A 19,312-nucleotide genomic window follows, 5' to 3' on the forward strand; every position below is an offset into this window, starting at 1 on the left:
CAACATTCCTCGCTTTCCACCCGACGTCCATTCGAGTCGTCACGGTGCGTACACCGTGGCGGACAGCGTGCCCCGGGAAACCGGGTTGATGCGGGACGGACGAGAGGTTCCCAGGGGGCGGACGAGGGAGGTGAGGCCGCGTGCGGGCCGGTCGCGTGACCCGCCCGGCAGGATTCGGACGGGCGAGGGGGCGGGACTCAGGCGGGCGTGGGGGAGATGTGCAGCCGCAGCGTGAGGCCGGTGTCCTGGGCGCGGACCTCGACGAGGTCGCAGAGCTGGTGGATCATCCACAGGCCGCGGCCGCCGTTGCTCGACGCCAGCGAGGGCCGGCGGCGGCCCGCCAGCGGGTTGGCGAGGCGGCCACCGTCACGGATCTCCGCCACCGCGGTACCGAGGTCGGAGGTCCACAGGCGCAGCAGACCGCTTCCGCCGCCGTGGGCGACGGAGTTGGCGGCGGCCTCGTTGACGGCGATGACGAAGTCGCCGCGCCGCAGCGGGCTCAGCCTCGTACCCCGTACCCAGGCGTCGGCCCGCTCGCGGACCTCGCCGAGACGGCCGCCGGTGTACTCCAACTCCACGTCGGCGGCGGCCGGTTCGGGCAGGGGCAGGTCGCAGTCGGCGCAGACGACGTCGGCGCGGACGTAGGCCGGGCTGGAGCGAACGTGACGGTCCTCGATGACCGTGGGGTGGGTGCGCCGGGCGTCGTCGAGCACCGCCGCGGGCAGGGTGGCGGTGTCGTAGGGGCACAGAATGGTGGCCCTGCGGTCGGTGAAAGCGGCGTTGACCAAGGCCTCGTGACGGGTCGCCTCCCGGATCTCGGCCGGTGAACGGCCCGCCCAGATCGGCTCGCCTATGATCCGGGCGGCCCGGCCCGGGTGCTGGTCGGCGAAGCCGTGGAGGGCGGCGAGGATGCGGCCGGGGTTGCGGCCGAGCTCGGTCATGTCGGCGAAGTCGACGGCGGCGGCTTCCGGACCGAGGTCCTCGCGCAGGGCGTCGAGGTGGGGTCCGGGGACGGCGACGAGGACCGGCTCGTCCGCCGCCAGGGCACCCCGCACGAAGCTGCCCGTCTCGCGCACGTACTCGTCCAGGTCCCGGTAGAAGAGCGCGGGGTGGACGAACGTCTCCGTGTCCGGACAGGGGGTGACGGTCTCCGTCACGCGGGCACCTCCAGGGCGCCACACGCCTCCGGGAGCAGCCGCGCCACCCCGCGCGGTGAGTACGGCGGGTTGTGGAGCATCGGGCGGCGCGGCCGGGTGCCGCACGGCACGCACCACGGCGGCCGCGCGCCCGGTGTCGTCGCGGGCCAAGAGGGAGTGTTCACCGTTGGCGGCCGGCAGGGCGCGGCCATCGGATGTGGACATATCGCCTCCCTTATCGGCGCCGACCCGGGCAATGAACGGTGCTGAGCCTAGCTGGCCCGGTCCGCGAGCGCCCAGAGTCCGCCTGGTCACGACAGTTCCGGCGGCCCGAGCCGGTCGGCGCGAGCGGTGGGATAACCTCCTCGGCGGCACGTGTGCGACCAGTGTGGATCCCGTGAGGTCCGTGTGTCGGCCACGTATCAATGGGGCGACCATGGTGGGCCGTTGGCCTGGCGTAAGACGGAGGCGAAGTTCGATGGCTGGCTCGACGAAACCCGGCGTTGCTCAGCAGCGCACACCGGGCGCCCCCGTCCCCGCCCAGGTCGGGGAGTCGGAGCTGCGACAGCTGCTCGCGGGCCTGACAGCGGTACGGGACGGCGACTTCGGGACCCGGCTGCCCGGCGAGACGGACGGGCTGCTCGGCGAGATCGCCACCGTCTTCAACGGGATGGTCGACCAGCTCTCCCTCTTCACCTCCGAGGTGACCCGGGTGGCCCGCGAGGTCGGCACCGACGGCCGGCTCGGCGGCCAGGCCGAGGTGCCGGGCGTCTCCGGCACGTGGAAGGACCTCACCGACTCCGTCAACGCGATGGCAGGCAACCTCACCAGCCAGGTCCGCGACATCGCCCAGGTGGCCACCGCCGTGGCCCAGGGCGACCTCTCGCAGAAGATCGACGTGGCGGCCCGGGGCGAGATCCTCGAACTCAAGAACACCGTCAACACGATGGTCGACCAGCTCTCCGCCTTCGCCGACGAAGTCACCCGGGTCGCCCGCGAGGTGGGCAGCGAGGGGCGCCTCGGCGGACAGGCGCAGGTGCCCGGCGTCGGCGGGACCTGGCGGGACCTGACCGACTCCGTCAACTTCATGGCGGGCAACCTCACCGACCAGGTCCGCAACATCGCCCAGGTGACCACGGCGGTGGCCCGCGGCGACCTCTCGCAGAAGATCACCGTCGACGCCCGGGGCGAGATCCTGGAGCTGAAGAGCACCGTCAACACGATGGTCGACCAGCTCTCCGCGTTCGCCGACGAGGTGACGCGCATGGCGCGCGAGGTCGGCACCGAGGGCATCCTCGGCGGCCAGGCCGACGTCAAGGGCGTCTCGGGCACCTGGCGGGACCTGACCGACTCGGTCAACGGCATGGCGGGCAACCTCACCGCGCAGGTCCGTTCCATCGCGCAGGTCGCCACCGCCGTGGCCAAGGGCGACCTGTCGCAGAAGATCACGGTCACCGCCCGTGGCGAGGTCCTGGAGCTGAAGGACACCATCAACACGATGGTCGACCAGCTCTCCTCCTTCGCCGGCGAGGTCACCCGGGTGGCCCGCGAGGTCGGCACCGAGGGGCGCCTCGGCGGACAGGCGGACGTCCGTGACGTCTCGGGCACCTGGCGGGACCTGACGGAGTCGGTCAACGTCATGGCCGACAACCTCACCGCGCAGGTCCGTTCCATCGCCGAGGTGACGACGGCGGTCGCCAAGGGCGACCTCTCGCAGAAGATCCGGGTGGACGCCCGCGGCGAGATCCTCGAACTCAAGGAGACCATCAACACGATGGTCGACCAGCTCGGCGCGTTCGCCGACGAGGTGACCCGGGTGGCCCGCGAGGTCGGCACCGAGGGCAACCTCGGCGGCCAGGCCACCGTGCGGGGCGTCTCCGGCACCTGGAAGGACCTCACCGACAACGTCAACGTGATGGCCTCCAACCTCACCGGGCAGGTCCGCTCGATCGCCCAGGTCGCCACCGCCGTGGCCAAGGGCGACCTCTCCCAGAAGATCAACGTCGAGGCCAAGGGCGAGGTCGCCGCTCTCGCCGGGGTCATCAACACGATGGTCGACACCCTGTCCGCGTTCGCCGACGAGGTGACCCGGGTGGCCCGCGAGGTGGGCACCGAAGGCACGCTAGGCGGCCAGGCCCGGGTGCCGAACGTCGCCGGGACCTGGAAGGACCTCACCGACAACGTCAACTTCATGGCGCACAACCTGACCAGTCAGGTCCGCAACATCGCCCAGGTCACCACGGCCGTCGCACAGGGCGATCTGACCCGCAAGATCGACGTGGACGCGCGCGGCGAGATCCTGGAACTCAAGACCACCATCAACACGATGGTCGACCAGCTCTCCTCCTTCGCCGCCGAAGTCACCCGTGTCGCCCGCGAGGTCGGCAGCGAGGGCCGGCTCGGCGGCCAGGCCGAGGTCGAGGGCGTCTCCGGCACCTGGAAGCGGCTCACCGAGAACGTCAACGAACTCGCCGGCAACCTCACCCGGCAGGTCCGCGCGATCGCCGAGGTCACCGGCGCCGTCGCCGAGGGAGACCTGACCCGGTCCATCACCGTCGACGCCTCCGGCGAGGTCGCCGACCTCAAGGACAACATCAACTTCATGGTGGAGTCGCTGCGCGAGACCACCCGGGCCAACGAGGAACAGGACTGGCTCAAGTCCAACCTGGCCCGGATCTCGGGCCTGATGCAGGGACGCCGTGACCTCGCCGTCGTGGCCGAACTCATCATGGACGAGCTCACCCCTCTCGTCTCCGCCCAGTACGGCGCCTTCTACCTCGCCGACGAGGCGACCGACGGGACCTACCTCAACCTGATCGGCTCGTACGCGCGGCCGGACGCCACCCTGGGAGCCCGCTTCAAGCTCGGCCAGTCCTTCGTCGGCCAGGCCGCCCGCAGCCGGCGCACCATCGCCGTCGACGACCTGCCGGCCGACTACGTGTCCGTCTCCTCGGGCCTCGGCAGCACCGAGCCCGTCTGCCTGATGGTGCTGCCCATCGTGGTCGAGGAGCAGGTGCTCGGCGTCATCGAACTCGCCACCGTGCACGCGTTCACGGCGATCCACCGGGACTTCCTTGAACAGCTGATGGAAGCCATCGGCGTCAACGTCAACACCATCACCGCCAACGCCCGCACCGACGAGCTGCTCGGCGAATCCCAGCGGCTCACCGCCGAACTCCAGACCCGCTCACAGGAGTTGCAGGCCCGGCAGGAGGAACTCCAGTCCTCCAACGCCGAGTTGGAGGAGAAGGCCGAGCTGCTCGTCGCGCAGAACCGCGACATCGAGACGAAGAACCTGGAGATCGAGCAGGCCCGCCAGGAGCTGGAGGACCGGGCGCACCAGCTCTCGCTCGCCTCCAAGTACAAGTCCGAGTTCCTGGCCAACATGAGCCACGAGCTGCGCACCCCGCTCAACAGCCTTCTGATCCTTGCCCAGTTGCTGGCCCAGAACCCGAGCCGCAACCTCACCCCCAAGCAGGTCGAGTACGCCGGCATCATCCACTCCGCCGGCTCCGACCTGCTCCAGCTCATCAACGACATCCTCGACCTGTCCAAGGTCGAGGCCGGCAAGATGGACGTCAGCCCCGAGCGGATCTCGCTGCGCAAGCTCCTCGACTACATCGAGGCCACCTTCCGGCCGGTGACCAGCCAGAAGAGCCTGACGTTCACGGTGGCGACCGCCGACACACTGCCCGCCGAGCTGCTCACCGACGACTACCGCCTGCGCCAGGTGCTGCGCAATCTGCTCTCCAACGCCGTCAAGTTCACCGAGAAGGGCGGCGTCGAGCTGCGGATCGAGCTGCTCGCCGAGCAGCTCGCCCCCGAGGCAGCCCGGCGCGGCGGCCCGGTGATCGCCTTCCACGTCGTGGACACCGGCATCGGCATCGCGCCGCAGCACCTGGAAACCGTCTTCGGCGCCTTCCAGCAGGCCGACGGCACGACCAGCCGCAAGTACGGCGGCACCGGCCTCGGCCTGTCGATCAGCCGCGAGATCGCCTTCCTGCTCGGCGGCGCCATCACTGCCGAGAGCGCTCTCGGCCAGGGCAGTACGTTCACCTTCTATCTGCCGGTCGCCCGGCCCGACTACGCCGAACTCAACGCGCAGATCGGCCGCCCCGCCCTGCCGGCCGCCGTGCCGCCGCAGGAAACCACCGCCGAGCCCGAGCCGCACCGCCCGGCCACGCCCGCCCCGGACGCCGTGCAGCCCAAGCGGCTGCTCGTCGTGGAGGAGCGCTCGCGCGGTCTGCTGTCCCTCGTCGCCGAGAGTGCCGTCGGCGATCTGGCCGCCCACCCCGACCTGGGCGACCCGCGCGGCCCCGTGGAGATCACCGCGGCCGTCGGCGTCAACGAGGCGGCGGCCGCGCTCGCCGCGACGCCCTGCCACTGCGTGGTCCTCGAACTCGACCTGCCGGGCGACGCCGCGCTGCGCTTCCTGGAGGACATGGCGCGCGACGCCGCGCTGCGCGGGGTGCCGGTCCTCGCCCACAACAACCGACGGCTCGGCACCGAGCAGGAGCAGATCCTCCAGGAGCGCGCCGCCTCCCAGCCGTTGGAGCTGATCTCCAGCCTCGACGAGCTGCGCGAGCGCATCGCCCTGCACCTGAGCGCCGACCAGCCCGGAGACGTCCTGCCGCTGGTACGGGCCGACGAGCCGGTCGCCGTCAGCCACCAGGTCGACAGCTCGCTCACCGGGCGCACGGTGCTGGTCGTCGACGACGACGACCGCAACCTGTACGCCATCACCGGCATCCTCGAACTGCACGGCATGGCCGTCCTGCAGGCCGAGAACGGCAGGGTCGCCATCGACACCCTGACCGCGCACCCCGGCATCGACCTCATCCTGATGGACGTGATGATGCCGGAGATGGACGGATACACGGCCACCTCGGCCATCCGCGCCATGCCCGCGTACGCCGCTCTGCCGATCATCGCGGTGACCGCGAAGGCGATGATCGGCGACCGGGAGAAGAGCCTGGCCTCCGGAGCGAGCGACTACGTCACCAAGCCGGTGGACGCGCACGAGCTGGTCGTACGGATCAAGCGGCAGCTGAACGCCTGACGCCGTCCGGCCACCTCATCGACCGTCCAACTCCCAAGGAGCGAGCTGGTGTCCAAGCCCCACGAAGCCGGGGACGAGCACGGCGGCGACAGCCGTCTCGATCCGGTACTCCCGTTGCCCGCGCAGCCGGTGGCCACCGGCCCGGCGCCCGAGGACGCGCCCGCCACGGCTAAGGCGGTCGCCCGGGACGAGGGCGCCGTGGGCAGGCTCGCCGGCACCGTGCACCGGCTGCGGGAGCAACTCCAGCGCGCCCAGGCCGAGTCCGAGGGACGCGCCCTGGTCGACCTGGCCAGCGGCATCCTCGTCGAGCGCCTCGGGTGCACCCCCGTCGAGGCCGCGGCACAGCTGGACAGCCTCGCCGCACAGGCCGGCCTCTCCACGCTCGAACTGGCCGCCGACCTGGTCAACCAGGCGACCCGGGACGAAATCGCCGATCTCGCCCGCGACTTCGTCACCGAAGCCGGCCAGCCGGCCAGGGCGTCCGTCGGCCTGCGCCTGCGCAGCGCCGAGGCGGGCGCCCTCGCGGCCGGCGACGCGCAGGCCGTGGCCCAGTCGATCCTCCAGCACGCCCTGGCCCCGCTCGGCGCGGTCGCCGTCGCCATCTGGGCCGCCCACGCCGACCAGTCCCTGTCCCTGGCCGGCAGCGCGGGCTTCACCGACGAGGAACCGGCACGCTGGCGCCATGTGCCGCCCGGCGTTCCCACCCCGGCCCGGCACGCCCTCGACAACCGCGCCACCACGAGTTACGGCACGCTCGCCGGGGCCGCGCTGCCGTCCATCGGGCTGCGGGAGCTGAGCGGGGGCCGCATCGCGGTCCCGGCCGGGACCGGTGGACGCATCATCGGCGTGCTCGAGATCTGCTGGGCCGAGCCGCTGCCCGTACAGTCCCAGTCGATCGAGCGGCAGGTGCAGGTCCTCGCCGAGCTGTGCGCGATCGCCCTGGAGAGCCACCCCCTCAGCGAGCAGGACCCCCGGTCGAAGCAGCCCGCCGACCCGCGGCTGACCGAACTGCTCGACCTCACCGACGGCCTGAACGACCCCTGCCTGGTCCTTCAGCCCCTCCTCGACACGGGCGACACCCCCGCCGACTTCCTGATCCGGCACGTCAACACGAGCTTCGTCGACTTCGCCGGCCGGCCCAGGAACATGATCGCCGGCGCCCTGCTCCTGGACGCCTATCCGCTGGCGGCCGAGCCCGGCGGCCTGTTCGAGAAGGTGGAGCACGTCCTCGCCACCGGCGAGCCCTTCCGCGCCGAGCGCATGCGGCTCGCGGCGGTCGTCGACACCGTTTCCCTGACCACGCAGGCCCAGGTCAGCATCAGCCGCCAGGGCGCCCACGTCGTGGTGGTGTGGCGCCTGGACGACGGGACGCCGAAGGTCGCCAGCCTGTTGCAGCACGCCCAACGCCTGGGCCGCATCGGCGGGTTCGAGGAGAACCTGATCACCGGCGACATCGCGTGGAACGACACGCTCTTCGACCTGCACGGCCTGCCGCCCACCGCCGAACCGGTCCCCCTCGACCAACTGGCCGCGCACGTCCACCCCGACGACGCCCACTCCATCGGCCGGTTCCTGCGCTCGCTCCTGCACCACCACCGCCCCGCGTCGACCGCCTTCCGGCTGCAACGCGCCGACAGCGTGGCCCGGCACATCCGGGTGGTCGCCGAGCCGGTGCTCGACGAGAACGCCCGGGTCACCTCGGTGCGCGGCGCCTACCAGGACGTCTCGGCCCAGCACTGGACCGAGGTCGCGCTCGCGGCCACCCGCGACCAGCTCGCCCAGAGCCAGCAGGAGACGGCCGAACGCAACCGGCTCGCGCTCCGGTTGCAGCACGCCATCATGCCGCCCAGCCACGGACCGGTGGAGCTGCACAACCTGAGCGTGGCCGTCCGCTACCGGCCCGCCGAGAAGGACCACCTCGTCGGCGGCGACTGGTACGACGCCGTGGCGCTGCCGTCGGGCCAGGTGCTCCTGTGCGTGGGCGATGTGGCGGGGCACGGCATCGAGGCCGCCACCGGCATGGTCGCGCTGCGCAACGCGCTGCGCGGCCTGGCCACCACCGGTGCCGGGCCCGCCCAGCTCCTGGGGTGGCTCAACACCGTGACCCACCACCTCACCGACAACGTCACGGCGACCGCGGTCTGCGGTCTGTACGACCCCGGCTCCCGGCAGCTGCGCTGGGCCAGGGCCGGTCATCTGCCGCCCGTGCTCCTGCGCGACGGCAAGGCGGCCGCGCTGCCCAAGCTCGGCGGCATCCTGCTCGGAGCCATCGGCCAGGCCACGTACGAGGAGGGCCGCACCCAGCTGGAGACCGGTGACACCCTGCTGATGTACACGGACGGACTCATCGAGCGGCGCGACCGGTCGGTGCAGGACTCGATGGAGAGCCTGCTCCAAGTGGCGCGGAAACCGCGCCAGTTGGGACGTGCGGGCCAGCTGGAGGACCAGCTCGACCATCTGCTGCGGTACACGAACGCGGACACCGACGACGACACCTGTCTCATCGGAGTCACCGTCGGCTAGCGGACGGCGTGTCCACGCCCGCGGCCCGACACGCTCTCCAACTGGCTGACCCGGAAAGGGGCGTTGCCCAAGGAGCGGCCCCGCGCATCCGGGGGGGGGGAGTGGATGGCGGGGCCGCAAGCCCGGGCCAGGTCGGGGGGACGCCTGGCCCTGAGGGGGGCTTGAAAATCGAGTGCCCCCGTCCCGCCGGGTCATGCGTGTGACGTACGCCACGCCCGCGAGAGGGAGCTTCGGCGCGGCGTTACGCCCCGCGCGCCCGCTCGAAGCGGGCACGGCCCTCGGCGAGGTCGACGATGGGCTCGGGGTAGTCGAGCACGGCCCGGTCCGCTTCCTTCAGCTTCCACGGCTCATGTACGAACTTCCGCTCCAGGTCCGCGAGTTCGGGTACCCAGCGCTTCACGTAGCGGCCGTCCGGGTCGAAGCGCTTGCCCTGGACCACCGGGTTGAGGACCCGGTTGGGGCGGGTGTCGGTGCCGGTCCCGGCCACCCACTGCCAGTTGAGCTGGTTGTTGGCGACGTCGCCGTCGACCAGCAGGTCCAGGAAGTGCCGGGCGCCGGTCCGCCAGTCGGCGTACAGGGTCTTGGTGAGGAAGCTCGCCACCAGCATCCGGCCCCGGTTGTGCATCCACCCCTCGTGGGCGAGCTGCCGCATCGCCGCGTCCACCAGCGGATAGCCGGTGCGTCCCGCGCGCCAGGCGGCGATCTCCCGCTCGTCGTCGCGCCACCGGTCCCCGCGCGGCCGGTAGTCGCGGTGCGACGACGCGGGCCGGGCCGCGAGTACCTGGTGGTGGAAGTCCCGCCAGGCCAGCTGGCGTACGAAGGCATGGGCGCCGGGGGAGTCCTCGCGCCGGGCGAGGCGGACGAGTTCGACGGCGGAGAGCGCGCCGAAGTGGATGTAGGGCGAGAGGCGGGACGTGGCGTCGCCCGCCAGATCGTCGTGGCCGTCCTCGTACCCGGCGACCGGTCCGGCGAGCCACTGCCGCAGCCGCTTGCGGCCCGCCGTCTCGCCGCCCTCCGCGAGCGCGGGCGACACCCCCTTCACGCTGGCGCGCCGGGGCAGGGTGCCCGCCGCCACCCGCGGCACCGAGATCTTCCTCGGGGTCGCCGCGACATCGCGCAGGCCCGCTTCGGACCAGCGCCTGAAGTACGGCGTGAACACGGTGTAGTGGTCCCGGTCCGCCGGGACGACGGCCCCCGGCGCGAGGGCGGTCACCACCGCGTCGTGCACCGACAGGGTGCAGCCGATCCGCTCGAGAGCCGTCCTCAGACGCTCCTCGCGGCGCCCGGCGTACCCGCTCACCCCGCTCGCGACATGCACCTGGCCGGCCCCCGTCGACGTCACGACGGCGCAGACCTCCGCCACCACGTCGCCCCGGCGGACCACCAGGTGTCCGCCGCGCGACCGCAGGCCGTCGTCGAGATCGGCCAGGCAGTCGGCGAGGAAGGCCCGCCGGTTGGGGGCGTCGAACCCGGCCGCGCGCACCCCGTCGTCGTCCACGAACAGCGGGACCACCTGGTCCGAGCCGCGTACGGCGGCGGAGAGCACGGGGTTGTCGTGCAGCCGTAGATCGGATGTGAACAGAACCACGGACACGGTCACTGGGTCGACTCCTCGGGGCGTACGTCATGGACTGCGGGCGGACGGTGCCGGCATCGGAACGGCCGGGTACCGGCTGGTCCGATCCTCCTGGACGCCGACCACCACACAGGTGATTCGCGGCGGGCGTGGCGAAGGGTTGGTCCGAGCTCGGGGAAGGAGTTCCGGTGAGGACGGTATTTGACCGTTTGGGCTCGGACCCCGGGGATACCCGACGCGAGGAGGGGCCCGCCGGCCCAGGCGGCCCCCGAGGGCGCGCCGAGGTCCCGGCGCCGCCGCGCCCGCCCCATCGTCCTCACCAGCCGGCCCGCCCGCCGGACCGTCGAACGCAAGGAGTGACATGCAACGCGACGCCGCACTCGAACTCGCCGACCTGGGACAGCAGTTGAGGGTGGACGCGGTGCGCGCAGCGGCCGCGGCGAACTCGGGCCACCCCACGTCGTCGATGTCCGCCGCCGATCTGGGGGCGGTCCTGCTCGCCCGCCATCTGCGCTACGACTTCGACCACCCGGACCACCCCGGGAACGACCGGCTCATCTTCTCCAAGGGCCACGCCTCTCCGCTCCTCTACGCGATGTACCGCGCGGCCGGCGTCATCGACGACGAGCAGCTGCTGACGTTCCGGCGCCGCGACAGCCTCCTGGAGGGCCACCCCACGCCGCGTCTGCCCTGGGTGGACGTGGCGACGGGCTCGCTCGGGCAGGGGCTGCCGGTCGGCGTCGGCATGGCGCTCGCGGGCAAGCGCCTGGAACACGCGCCGTACCGGGTGTGGGTGCTGTCCGGCGACAGCGAGATGGCCGAGGGGTCGGTGTGGGAGGCCGCCGAGCACGCGGCGTACGAGCACCTGGACAACCTGACGCTGATCATCGACGTGAACCGGCTCGGCCAGCGCGGGCCGACCCGGCACGGCTGGGACCTCGACGCGTACGCCCGGCGTCTGGCGGCCTTCGGCTGGCACACCATCGAGATCGACGGACACGACATCGAGGCGGTGGACCGCGCGTTCGCCGAGGCGGCCGCCACGACCTCGCAGCCGACCGCGATCATCGCCCGCACCCACAAGGGCCGGGGCGTCGCGGCGGTGGAGGACCAGGAGGGGCAGCACGGCAAGCCGCTGCCGGACGCGGACGCCGCCGTCGAGGAGCTCGGCGGCCCGAGGTTCATCCGCGTCGACGTCGCCGCGCCGCCCGCAGCGCCGCCGCGCCGCGAGCCCGGCACCGGGCACCTGGAACTGCCGCGCTTCGACGTGGGGGACGAGGTGGCCACCCGTGACGCCTACGGCCAGGCGCTCGCCGCGCTCGGCTCGGCCCGCGAGGACGTCGTCGCCCTCGACGGCGAGGTCGGCGACTCCACCCGCACCGAGCTGTTCGCCAAGGCCCACCCCGAGCGGTACTTCGAGTGCTACATCGCCGAGCAGCAGCTCGTCGCCGCCGCCGTGGGCTTCCAGGCCCGGGGATACGTCCCCTTCGCCGGGACGTTCGCGGCGTTCTTGACGCGCGCCCACGACTTCGTGCGGATGGCCGCGATCAGCCGCGCCGACATCAACCTCGTCGGCTCGCACGCCGGAGTCGCCATCGGCCAGGACGGCCCCTCACAGATGGGCCTGGAAGACCTGGCGATGTTCCGGACCGTGCACGGCAGCACCGTCCTGTACCCCTGCGACGCCAACCAGACGGCCCAACTGGTCGCCACCATGGCCGAGTTGACCGGGGTGCGCTATCTGCGCACCAGCCGGGGCGACACCCCGGTCATCTACGGCCCCGACGAGGAGTTCCGGCCCGGCGGCTCGAAGGTGCTCCGCTCCGGCGAACAGGACCGGGTGACGCTCGTCGCGGCGGGCATCACGGTCCACGAGGCGCTGCGCGCGGGCGAACTCCTGGACCGCGAGGGCATCGGCGTGCGGATCATCGACCTGTACTCGGTCAAGCCGGTCGACGCGGACACCCTGCGGGCGGCCGCCGAGGCGACGGGCTGCCTCGTCACCGTCGAGGACCACCGCATCGAGGGCGGCATCGGGGACGCGGTCGCCGAGGCCTTCTCCGACGGCCGCCCGGTGCCGCGTCTGGTGCGGCTCGGCGTGCAGCACATGCCGACCTCCGCGAGCCCCGAGGAACAGCTGCACCTGGCGGGCATCGACGCCGAGTCGATCGCGGCCGCGGTACGCCTGCTGGTGGAACGCGCCGTCGTGCGCTGAGCCGCCCGGCCCCGCATCATCGGACGGGGGCACCCGTACAGAGAGCGAGCGCCCGGTGGTCGCAGGAGACGAGACACAGCACGACCGGGCGCCGCTCCGCTGCCTGGTGACCGGCGCCACCGGTTACATCGGCGGGCGGCTCGTGCCCGAGCTGCTCGAAGCCGGCCACCAGGTGCGCTGTCTCGCGCGTTCGCCCGAGAAGCTGCGCGACCAGCCGTGGGCCGGGCGGGTCGAGGTGCTGCGGGGCGACGTCACCGACCCGGCGTCCGTGGCCGAGGCGCTGCGCGGCATCGACGTCGCGTACTACCTGGTGCACGCGCTCGGCACCGGAGCCGGCTTCGAGGAGACCGACCGCGAGGCCGCCCACCTCTTCGCCGACGCGGCCGCCGACGCCGGTGTGCGACGGATCGTCTACCTCGGCGGCCTCACCCCGTCCGGCGTACCGGTGCGCAAACTGTCGCCGCACCTGCGCTCGCGTGCCGAGGTGGGCCGGATCTTCCTGGACTCCTCTGTTCCGGCCACCGTGCTGCGGGCGGCCGTCGTCATCGGCTCGGGCTCGGCCTCGTTCGAGATGCTGCGCTATCTGACCGAGCGGCTTCCGGTCATGGTCACCCCGAGCTGGGTCGGCACCCGTATCCAGCCGATCGCCATCCGGGACGTGCTGCGCTACCTGGTCGGCGGGGCCCGGATGCCCGACGAGGTGAACCGGACCTTCGACATCGCGGGGCCCGACATCATGTCGTACCGCGACATGATGGAGCGCTACGCGAAGGTCGCGGGCCTGCCGCACCGGCTGATCCTGCCGGTGCCCATGCTCAGCCCGCGGCTCTCCAGCCACTGGATCGGTCTGATCACCCCGGTGCCGCCCGCCATCGCCCGCCCGCTCGCGGAGTCCCTGCGCCACGAGGTGGTCTGCGGCGAGCACGACATCGCGCGGTACGTACCCGACGGGCCCGGAGCCCCGCTCGGCTTCGACGACGCCCTGGCCCTGGCCCTGCGGCGGATCCGCGACGCCCAGGTCGTCACCCGCTGGTCCAACGCCTCCGTACCCGGCGCCCCCAGCGACCCGCTGCCCACCGACCCCGACTGGGCGGGCGGCAGCCTCTACACCGACGTCCGGCGGCTCGATGTCGACGCCCCGGCGGACGCGCTGTGGCGGGTGGTCGAGGGGATCGGGGGCGAGAACGGCTGGTACTCCCTCCCGGCGGCCTGGGCCCTGCGCGGCTGGTTCGACCGGCTGGTGGGCGGGGTCGGCCTGCGGCGCGGCCGCCGCGACGCACACCGGCTGATCGCCGGGGACTCGCTGGACTTCTGGCGGGTCGAGGAGATCGAGCGCGGCCGGCTGCTGAGGCTGCGCGCGGAGATGCGGCTGCCCGGTCTGGCCTGGCTGGAAATGAGCATCGAAGAGCGGGGTCCGGGCCGCAGCCGGTACCGGCAGCGGGCGGTCTTCCACCCGCGCGGGCTGCTCGGCCACGCCTACTGGTGGAGCGTCTCGCCCTTCCACGCGATCGTCTTCGGCGGGATGGCCCGCAACATGGCGAAGGCCGCCGAGGTCGAGACGGGGCGATCGTCGCAGGTGCCCGGCCCGGAGGCCTGAGGGGCCGGGGCATTGGTCGGAGCAAGCCGGACTTATGGTGGGGCGGGCGGACGTTCGGCCATGGGGAACCGGGGCAGAAGCCTCAGTACATCCACAGTCCAGGGCAAGTTTTCTGGGGGTTTCGATCATGGCGCGCCCGCCTGCCAGCACCGGCGCTTCGCCGAGCGCCCTTCACCTCGGCACGGGGCCGGCCACCCCGGCCCAGGCCCGTGACGAGGCCCATTCCTTCCTCTCCGCGCTGGTGCCCCGGCCGTCCCGGGAGAGCGCCGAGAACGTACTGCTCGTCGTCTCCGAGCTCGTCACCAACGCGCTGCGGCACGCCGGCGGCGCCACGGCGCTGCGGTTCGCCGCAGACCGCAGCCTGCTGCACATCAGCGTGTGGGACTCGAGCCCCGAACCGCCGCGCGAACGCACGCCCGACCTGCGCGGGTACGAAGGCGGGTTCGGCTGGGTCCTGGTCCGCAGGCTGGCCCGCAGCGTCGCCGTCACACCGTGCGCCGAGGGCGGCAAGAGCATCTGCGTCGCGCTGCCGCGTTAGCCCGCTGACCAGGGCCGGAACCCTTCCCCCGCAACGCCCTTCGGCCACTTGGGGGACTCCGTGCATGATCCGGATCGAAAGGGGCACCCGAGGGCTTCGACGGATGAAGCACGGTGACTAGGGAGGTTGTCCTCATGGCAGCGGCGCAGGTGACGGGGCCGGAGCGGACGGACCGGACGGCAGCCACGACCATGGACCCCGGGGTGGGGGAGTTGCCCTGGGTGGAGGATGCGGGGAAGGTCGCGCCGAAGGACGCGCGCGAGCTCTCGAAGGTCTTCTTCGAGCGGCTCCAAGTACTGGAAGAAGGCACCGCCGACTACCAGTACGCGCGGAACACGCTCATCGAGATGAACCTGTCGTTGGTGCGCTTCGCGGCCGGCCGCTTCCGCAACCGGGGCAGTGGCGAGATGGAGGACGTGATCCAGGTCGGCACGATCGGCCTGATAAAGGCGATCGACCGGTTCGAGCTGTCGCGCGAAGTGGAGTTCACCTCCTTCGCCGTGCCGTACATCGTGGGGGAGATCAAGCGCTTCTTCCGTGACACGACGTGGGCCGTGCACGTGCCGCGCCGCCTCCAGGAGCTGCGGGTGGAGATCGCGAAGGCCAAGGAGACCCTGGCCCGCGATCTGGACCGCGACCCCACGGTGCGCGAACTCGCGACGCTTCTGGACCGGGACGAGGAAGAGGTCGTCGAGGGTCTCGTCGCCGCCAACGGCTACACCGCCGGCTCCCTCGACATGTCCGCCGACGCGGAGGAGTCGGGCGGTACGGCCGGAGGCCGCAGCCGTACGCTCGTCGACTTCATCGGCGAGGAGGACCCGGGCATGGAGAAGGTGGAGAACCTCCAGTCCCTGGCCCCCCTGATGGGAGAGCTGACCGAGCGCGAACGCCGCATCGTGAGCATGCGGTTCGGCCTCGAGATGACCCAGGCCGAGATCGGCACCGAGCTGGGTGTCTCGCAGATGCAGGTCTCGCGCCTGCTCTCGCGCATCCTGACCAAGCTCCGCGCCGGAATGACCGAGGACCAGCCCGCACACGCCTGACGGGCGGTGCCGCGACGGGGGCCCGAGACGGGCCGGCGCCCCCGTCGCCGCTGATGGATTTCCCCACGGGCGGGTGCCCGCTGCCCGAGGCTGGAGGAGATCCGTGCATACCCTGTCCGAGACCGTGTTCATGAACCTGGAGATCGACGCGACCGAGCGCATCCCCCTGGTGACCCGGCTCGTGTACGAGGCCGACGACCCGTTCGCGGTCCGCGTCCGCTTCGAGTTGCGGGAGGACATGGCCGTCACCTGGACGATCGAGCGCGACCTGCTGGCCCAGGGCCTCGCACGGGAGGTCGGCGACGGAGACGTACGCGTCTCCCCGCGCACCGTCGAGGGCCGGCGCGAGGCGCGCATCGAACTCGCCGGCTGCGGCCTCGACGGCGAATGGGGCCGCGCGGTGTTCTCCGCGTGGGAGCCCGCCCTGCGCGGCTTCCTGGACCGGACGTACGAGATCGTCCCCGCGGGCGAGGAGACGGTGGACGTGGACGCGTTCCTCACCCAGGTCCTGGCCGCGGGCTGAGATCTCCTCCCGCACCGGGAAAGGCATTTCGGCCCGTTTGAAGTCCGCCGAACCGGCCAGGCGTAGTTCGTACCTACAAAGAATTCATTTGGAGGCGACACGATGTCTGCCGACGACAAGACCGGTGCGAAGGCCGAGCAGGCCAAGGGCAAGGTCAAGGAAATGCTCGGCCGCATGACGGGAAACGACCGGCTCACCGCCGAAGGGCGTATCGACCAGGTCAAGGGCGAAACCCGTGAGGAAAAGCAGAAGGCCAACGACGCCTTCCATCGCTGATCCGGCCGCCCGGACATGACATCGACACGGAAAGGGGCACCTTCGATGCACGAGGACCTGTGGGGCTTCAAGGACACCAGCGGCCATCTCGCCGGCGCGGATCTGCGCGGCTGGAAGGTCGAGGCGGCCGACGGCGACATCGGCAAGGTGGACAACCACTCCGACGAGGTCGGCTCCGCGCACCTCGTGGTGGACACCGGCCCGTGGATCTTCGGCAAGCGCGTGCTGCTGCCGGCCGGCACGGTCACCAGGCTCGACCCGGACGACAAGAAGATCCATGTCGCGCTCACCCGGGACCAGGTCAAGCATTCCCCGGAGTTCGAGCCCGCCACGCACCTCGACGATCCCACCTACCGGGACCTCGTCGGCCGCTATTACGGCGGTCCCCTCATGTGAACTCCCTTGTGACACCGCTTGGTTGGTGGCCCGCCGGACATCCGGCGGGCCACCGGCCTTTTCACGCCCGGGCGGGAACGCTCTTTTTTCGTACTGCCCCCGTTTGGGGCCGCGTTTTCGAGGAAGGCGACATATCGGACCGGTTGACGGTCCAGCGGATAGCAGCAAGGCGAAATGGAGTGAAGCAGTGTCTGTCGTGAAGAGTTCGCTGTCCGACGCGGATCTGAAGGTCGTCGGCTCGGCCCTGCAGGGCGCCCTCGTCGACCTGGTCGACCTGTCGCTCGCGGCCAAGCAGGTGCACTGGAACGTGGTGGGTCCGCGCTTCCGCTCCGTCCACCTCCAGCTCGACGACGTCGTGACCACGGCGCGCCAGCACTCCGACACCGTCGCGGAGCGCGCCTCGGCGCTCGGGGTGAACCCGGACGGGCGTGCCGCGACCGTCGCCGGCAGCAGCGCGATCGGCACGATCCCGGAGGGCTGGATCAAGGACTCCGAGGCGGTGGAGGTCATGGTCGTCGCGCTCGGCCGGATCACCGAGCGGATGCGGGAGCGCATCGCGGCCACCGACGAGCCCGACCCGGTGAGCCAGGACCTCCTCATCGCCCTGACCGCCGATCTGGAGAAGCACGCCTGGATGTTCCAGGCAGAGAACAGCTGACGCCACGCGCGTACCGGGCGGGGCGGTCCCACGGGGCCGCCCCGCTCCGTGCTGTCGGCGGCCGCCGGGATGCCGGACCGGGCGAGCTGTACCAGGCTGGTGATGCGGGCGGCGGCCGGCCGTCCGGATCGAGGGACAGAGGAACGATGGAAAGCAACAAGGGGCCCCACGGCGGCCCCGGGACGACGATTCGGTACGCACCCTGGCCCCGGCCCGCGGACTCACCGCCCGGAGCGACCGGATCACCGATGACCCTGCGCGTGAACGGCGCCCCCCACGCGGTCGAGGTCGACCACCGCACGACACTGCTCGACCTGCTGCGCGAGCGGCTCGCCCTGACGGGCTCCAAGAAGGGCTGCGACCACGGCCAGTGCGGAGCGTGCACGGTCCTGGTGGACGGACGCCGGGTCAACAGCTGCCTGGTCCTCGCCGTCTCGCTCGACGGCAGTGACGTGGTCACCGTGGAGGGGCTGGCCAAGGCGGAGGACGCCGACGGCGACCTCCACCCGCTCCAGCGCGCCTTCCTGGAACGCGACGCCTTCCAGTGCGGCTACTGCACCCCGGGCCAGCTGTGCTCGGCGGTGGGCATGCTGGCCGAGGCCGACTCCGGTGAGCCCTCCGTGGTCACCGACCCCGAGCTGCCCCCGGGCGGCCCGGTGCCGCTGACCGACGAGGAGATCCGCGAGCGGATGAGCGGCAACCTATGCCGGTGCGGGGCCTACCCGCACATCGTCGAGGCGGTCCAGGACGTGGTCTCGTGAAACCCGTGTCCTATCTGCGCGCGGGCAGCGTGGAAGAGGCGGCCTCCGCACACGGCGGCCGGACCGAAGCCCGCTATCTCGGCGGCGGCACCAACCTCGTCGACCTCATGAAGCTCGGCGTGGAACGCCCCGAGGTCCTGGTCGACATCACCCGCCTCCCGCTCGACGGCGTGCGGGAACAGCCCGATGGTTCGGTACGCGTCGGCGCGACCGTGCGCAACAGCGACCTCGCCGCGCACCCCCTGATCCGGGAGCGCTTTCCCGTGATCTCGCAGGCCGTGCTGAGCGGTGCGTCGGGCCAGCTGCGCAACATGGCGACCACCGGGGGCAACCTCCTCCAGCGCACGCGCTGCGCCTACTTCCAGGACCTGGCGAAGGCCTGCAACAAGCGCGTTCCGGGCAGCGGTTGTGCGGCGATCGAGGGCGTCAACCACGACCACGCCGTCCTCGGCCACTCGCCGCACTGCGTCGCGACGAACCCGTCCGACCTGTGCGTGGCGCTCGCCGCCGTGGACGCCGTCGTGGAACTGGCCGGCCCCGGTGGCCAACGGGCCGTCCCCGTAACGGAGTTCCACCGCCTGCCCGGCGACCGCCCCGAGCTCGACACCGTGATCCGGCCCGGCGAACTGATCACCGGCGTGGTGCTGCCGGCGCTTCCCCCGGGAGCGGTCTCCCACTACCGCAAGGTGCGGGAGCGGGCGTCGTACGCCTTCGCGCTCGCCTCGGTGGCCGCCGTGCTCCAGCTGGAGGGCGGCGAGATCCGGCACGCCGGCATCGCCTTCGGCGGGCTCGCCCACCGGCCCTGGCGCGCCCGGCGGACGGAGGCCGCCCTGGTCGGCACCCGGCCGGACCCCGAATCCCTCGCCCGGGCGGTGGAGGCCGAGCTGGCCGAGGCCGTCCCGCTGCGGGACAACGCGTACAAGGTGTCGCTCGCCCGCGATCTCGCCACGCAAGTGCTCGGCTCGCTTTCCGCAACGGCCTGACGCCTCCCCGGAGGACCGCCGCCCCCTG

At 72.0% G+C, this 19,312-nt stretch carries 14 protein-coding genes; 12 read left to right on the forward strand and 2 right to left on the reverse strand.

Going from position 1 to position 19,312, the window contains the following annotated elements; all coding sequences use genetic code 11:
* Positions 1-197: 197 nt before the first annotated feature.
* The gene (locus ACFYZA_RS14195; RefSeq protein ID WP_388490318.1) at positions 198-1,361 is read right to left on the reverse strand and encodes an anti-sigma factor RsbA family regulatory protein; all 1,164 of its coding nucleotides are present in this window, start codon (positions 1,359-1,361) and stop codon (positions 198-200) included.
* Positions 1,362-1,614: 253 nt separating this feature from the next.
* On the opposite strand from ACFYZA_RS14195, the gene ACFYZA_RS14200 reads away from it, so the two are divergent.
* Together ACFYZA_RS14200 and ACFYZA_RS14205 are read left to right on the forward strand one after the other, a co-directional pair.
* Positions 1,615-6,195: a HAMP domain-containing protein gene (locus tag ACFYZA_RS14200; protein WP_388490321.1), complete on the forward strand. Its 4,581-nt coding sequence runs from the start codon at positions 1,615-1,617 to the stop codon at positions 6,193-6,195.
* Between the two features lie 48 nt (positions 6,196-6,243).
* Positions 6,244-8,718 carry a SpoIIE family protein phosphatase gene (locus tag ACFYZA_RS14205; RefSeq protein ID WP_388490324.1) on the forward strand — a complete coding sequence of 825 codons (2,475 nt, stop codon included), beginning with the start codon at positions 6,244-6,246 and terminating at the stop codon, positions 8,716-8,718.
* Between the two features lie 241 nt (positions 8,719-8,959).
* On the opposite strand, the gene ACFYZA_RS14210 is transcribed toward ACFYZA_RS14205, so the two are convergent.
* The gene (locus ACFYZA_RS14210) at positions 8,960-10,318 is read right to left on the reverse strand and encodes a cryptochrome/photolyase family protein (RefSeq protein WP_388490327.1); all 1,359 of its coding nucleotides are present in this window, start codon (positions 10,316-10,318) and stop codon (positions 8,960-8,962) included.
* 337 nt (positions 10,319-10,655) lie between these two features.
* Between ACFYZA_RS14210 and ACFYZA_RS14215 the strand changes: the two genes are divergently transcribed.
* The 10 genes from ACFYZA_RS14215 to ACFYZA_RS14260 all read left to right on the forward strand — a co-directional run bounded on the left by ACFYZA_RS14215 (position 10,656) and on the right by ACFYZA_RS14260 (position 19,284).
* Positions 10,656-12,509, forward strand: a complete 1,854-nt coding sequence (locus ACFYZA_RS14215) for a transketolase (RefSeq protein ID WP_388490330.1) — start codon at positions 10,656-10,658, stop codon at positions 12,507-12,509.
* Positions 12,510-12,564: 55 nt separating this feature from the next.
* A complete protein-coding gene (locus ACFYZA_RS14220; protein WP_388490333.1) occupies positions 12,565-14,106 on the forward strand; it encodes an SDR family oxidoreductase in 1,542 nt (513 codons plus the stop codon).
* A 127-nt stretch (positions 14,107-14,233) separates the two neighbouring features.
* Positions 14,234-14,644 carry an ATP-binding protein gene (locus ACFYZA_RS14225; RefSeq protein ID WP_388490336.1) on the forward strand — a complete coding sequence of 137 codons (411 nt, stop codon included), beginning with the start codon at positions 14,234-14,236 and terminating at the stop codon, positions 14,642-14,644.
* 134 nt (positions 14,645-14,778) lie between these two features.
* Positions 14,779-15,687 carry an RNA polymerase sigma factor SigF gene (locus tag ACFYZA_RS14230; RefSeq protein WP_382598917.1) on the forward strand — a complete coding sequence of 303 codons (909 nt, stop codon included), beginning with the start codon at positions 14,779-14,781 and terminating at the stop codon, positions 15,685-15,687.
* Positions 15,688-15,790: 103 nt separating this feature from the next.
* Positions 15,791-16,210 (forward strand): SsgA family sporulation/cell division regulator, encoded by a 420-nt coding sequence (locus ACFYZA_RS14235; protein WP_382598915.1) that lies wholly within the window; start codon positions 15,791-15,793, stop codon positions 16,208-16,210.
* Positions 16,211-16,312: 102 nt separating this feature from the next.
* Positions 16,313-16,486, forward strand: coding sequence for a CsbD family protein (locus tag ACFYZA_RS14240; protein ID WP_388490339.1), 174 nt, complete (start codon positions 16,313-16,315; stop codon positions 16,484-16,486).
* A 45-nt stretch (positions 16,487-16,531) separates the two neighbouring features.
* A complete protein-coding gene (locus tag ACFYZA_RS14245) occupies positions 16,532-16,882 on the forward strand; it encodes a PRC-barrel domain-containing protein (protein WP_382598911.1) in 351 nt (116 codons plus the stop codon).
* Between the two features lie 187 nt (positions 16,883-17,069).
* On the forward strand, positions 17,070-17,540 hold the full coding sequence (locus tag ACFYZA_RS14250; RefSeq protein ID WP_382598909.1) for a Dps family protein: 471 nt from the start codon (positions 17,070-17,072) through the stop codon (positions 17,538-17,540).
* Between the two features lie 248 nt (positions 17,541-17,788).
* Positions 17,789-18,301 (forward strand): (2Fe-2S)-binding protein, encoded by a 513-nt coding sequence (locus ACFYZA_RS14255; protein WP_388490341.1) that lies wholly within the window; start codon positions 17,789-17,791, stop codon positions 18,299-18,301.
* Positions 18,298-19,284, forward strand: a complete 987-nt coding sequence (locus ACFYZA_RS14260; protein WP_388490343.1) for an FAD binding domain-containing protein — start codon at positions 18,298-18,300, stop codon at positions 19,282-19,284. Before ACFYZA_RS14255 ends, ACFYZA_RS14260 begins: the two co-directional genes overlap by 4 nt.
* Positions 19,285-19,312: the final 28 nt, after the last annotated feature.

Source organism: Streptomyces sp. NPDC001828, assembly GCF_042892175.1.
Classification (GTDB): domain Bacteria; phylum Actinomycetota; class Actinomycetes; order Streptomycetales; family Streptomycetaceae; genus Streptomyces.

Bases quoted from the DNA above. Each gene is read 5' to 3' on its own strand.
- ACFYZA_RS14225 (WP_388490336.1), top strand. From the start codon at position 14,234: ATGGCGCGCCCGCCTGCCAGCACCGGCGCTTCGCCGAGCGCCCTTCAC.
- ACFYZA_RS14230 (WP_382598917.1), top strand. From the start codon at position 14,779: ATGGCAGCGGCGCAGGTGACGGGGCCGGAGCGGACGGACCGGACGGCA.
- ACFYZA_RS14240 (WP_388490339.1), top strand. From the start codon at position 16,313: ATGTCTGCCGACGACAAGACCGGTGCGAAGGCCGAGCAGGCCAAGGGC.
- ACFYZA_RS14255 (WP_388490341.1), top strand. From the start codon at position 17,789: ATGACCCTGCGCGTGAACGGCGCCCCCCACGCGGTCGAGGTCGACCAC.
- ACFYZA_RS14195 (WP_388490318.1), bottom strand. From the start codon at position 1,361: ATGTCCACATCCGATGGCCGCGCCCTGCCGGCCGCCAACGGTGAACAC.
- ACFYZA_RS14215 (WP_388490330.1), top strand. From the start codon at position 10,656: ATGCAACGCGACGCCGCACTCGAACTCGCCGACCTGGGACAGCAGTTG.
- ACFYZA_RS14245 (WP_382598911.1), top strand. From the start codon at position 16,532: ATGCACGAGGACCTGTGGGGCTTCAAGGACACCAGCGGCCATCTCGCC.
- ACFYZA_RS14200 (WP_388490321.1), top strand. From the start codon at position 1,615: ATGGCTGGCTCGACGAAACCCGGCGTTGCTCAGCAGCGCACACCGGGC.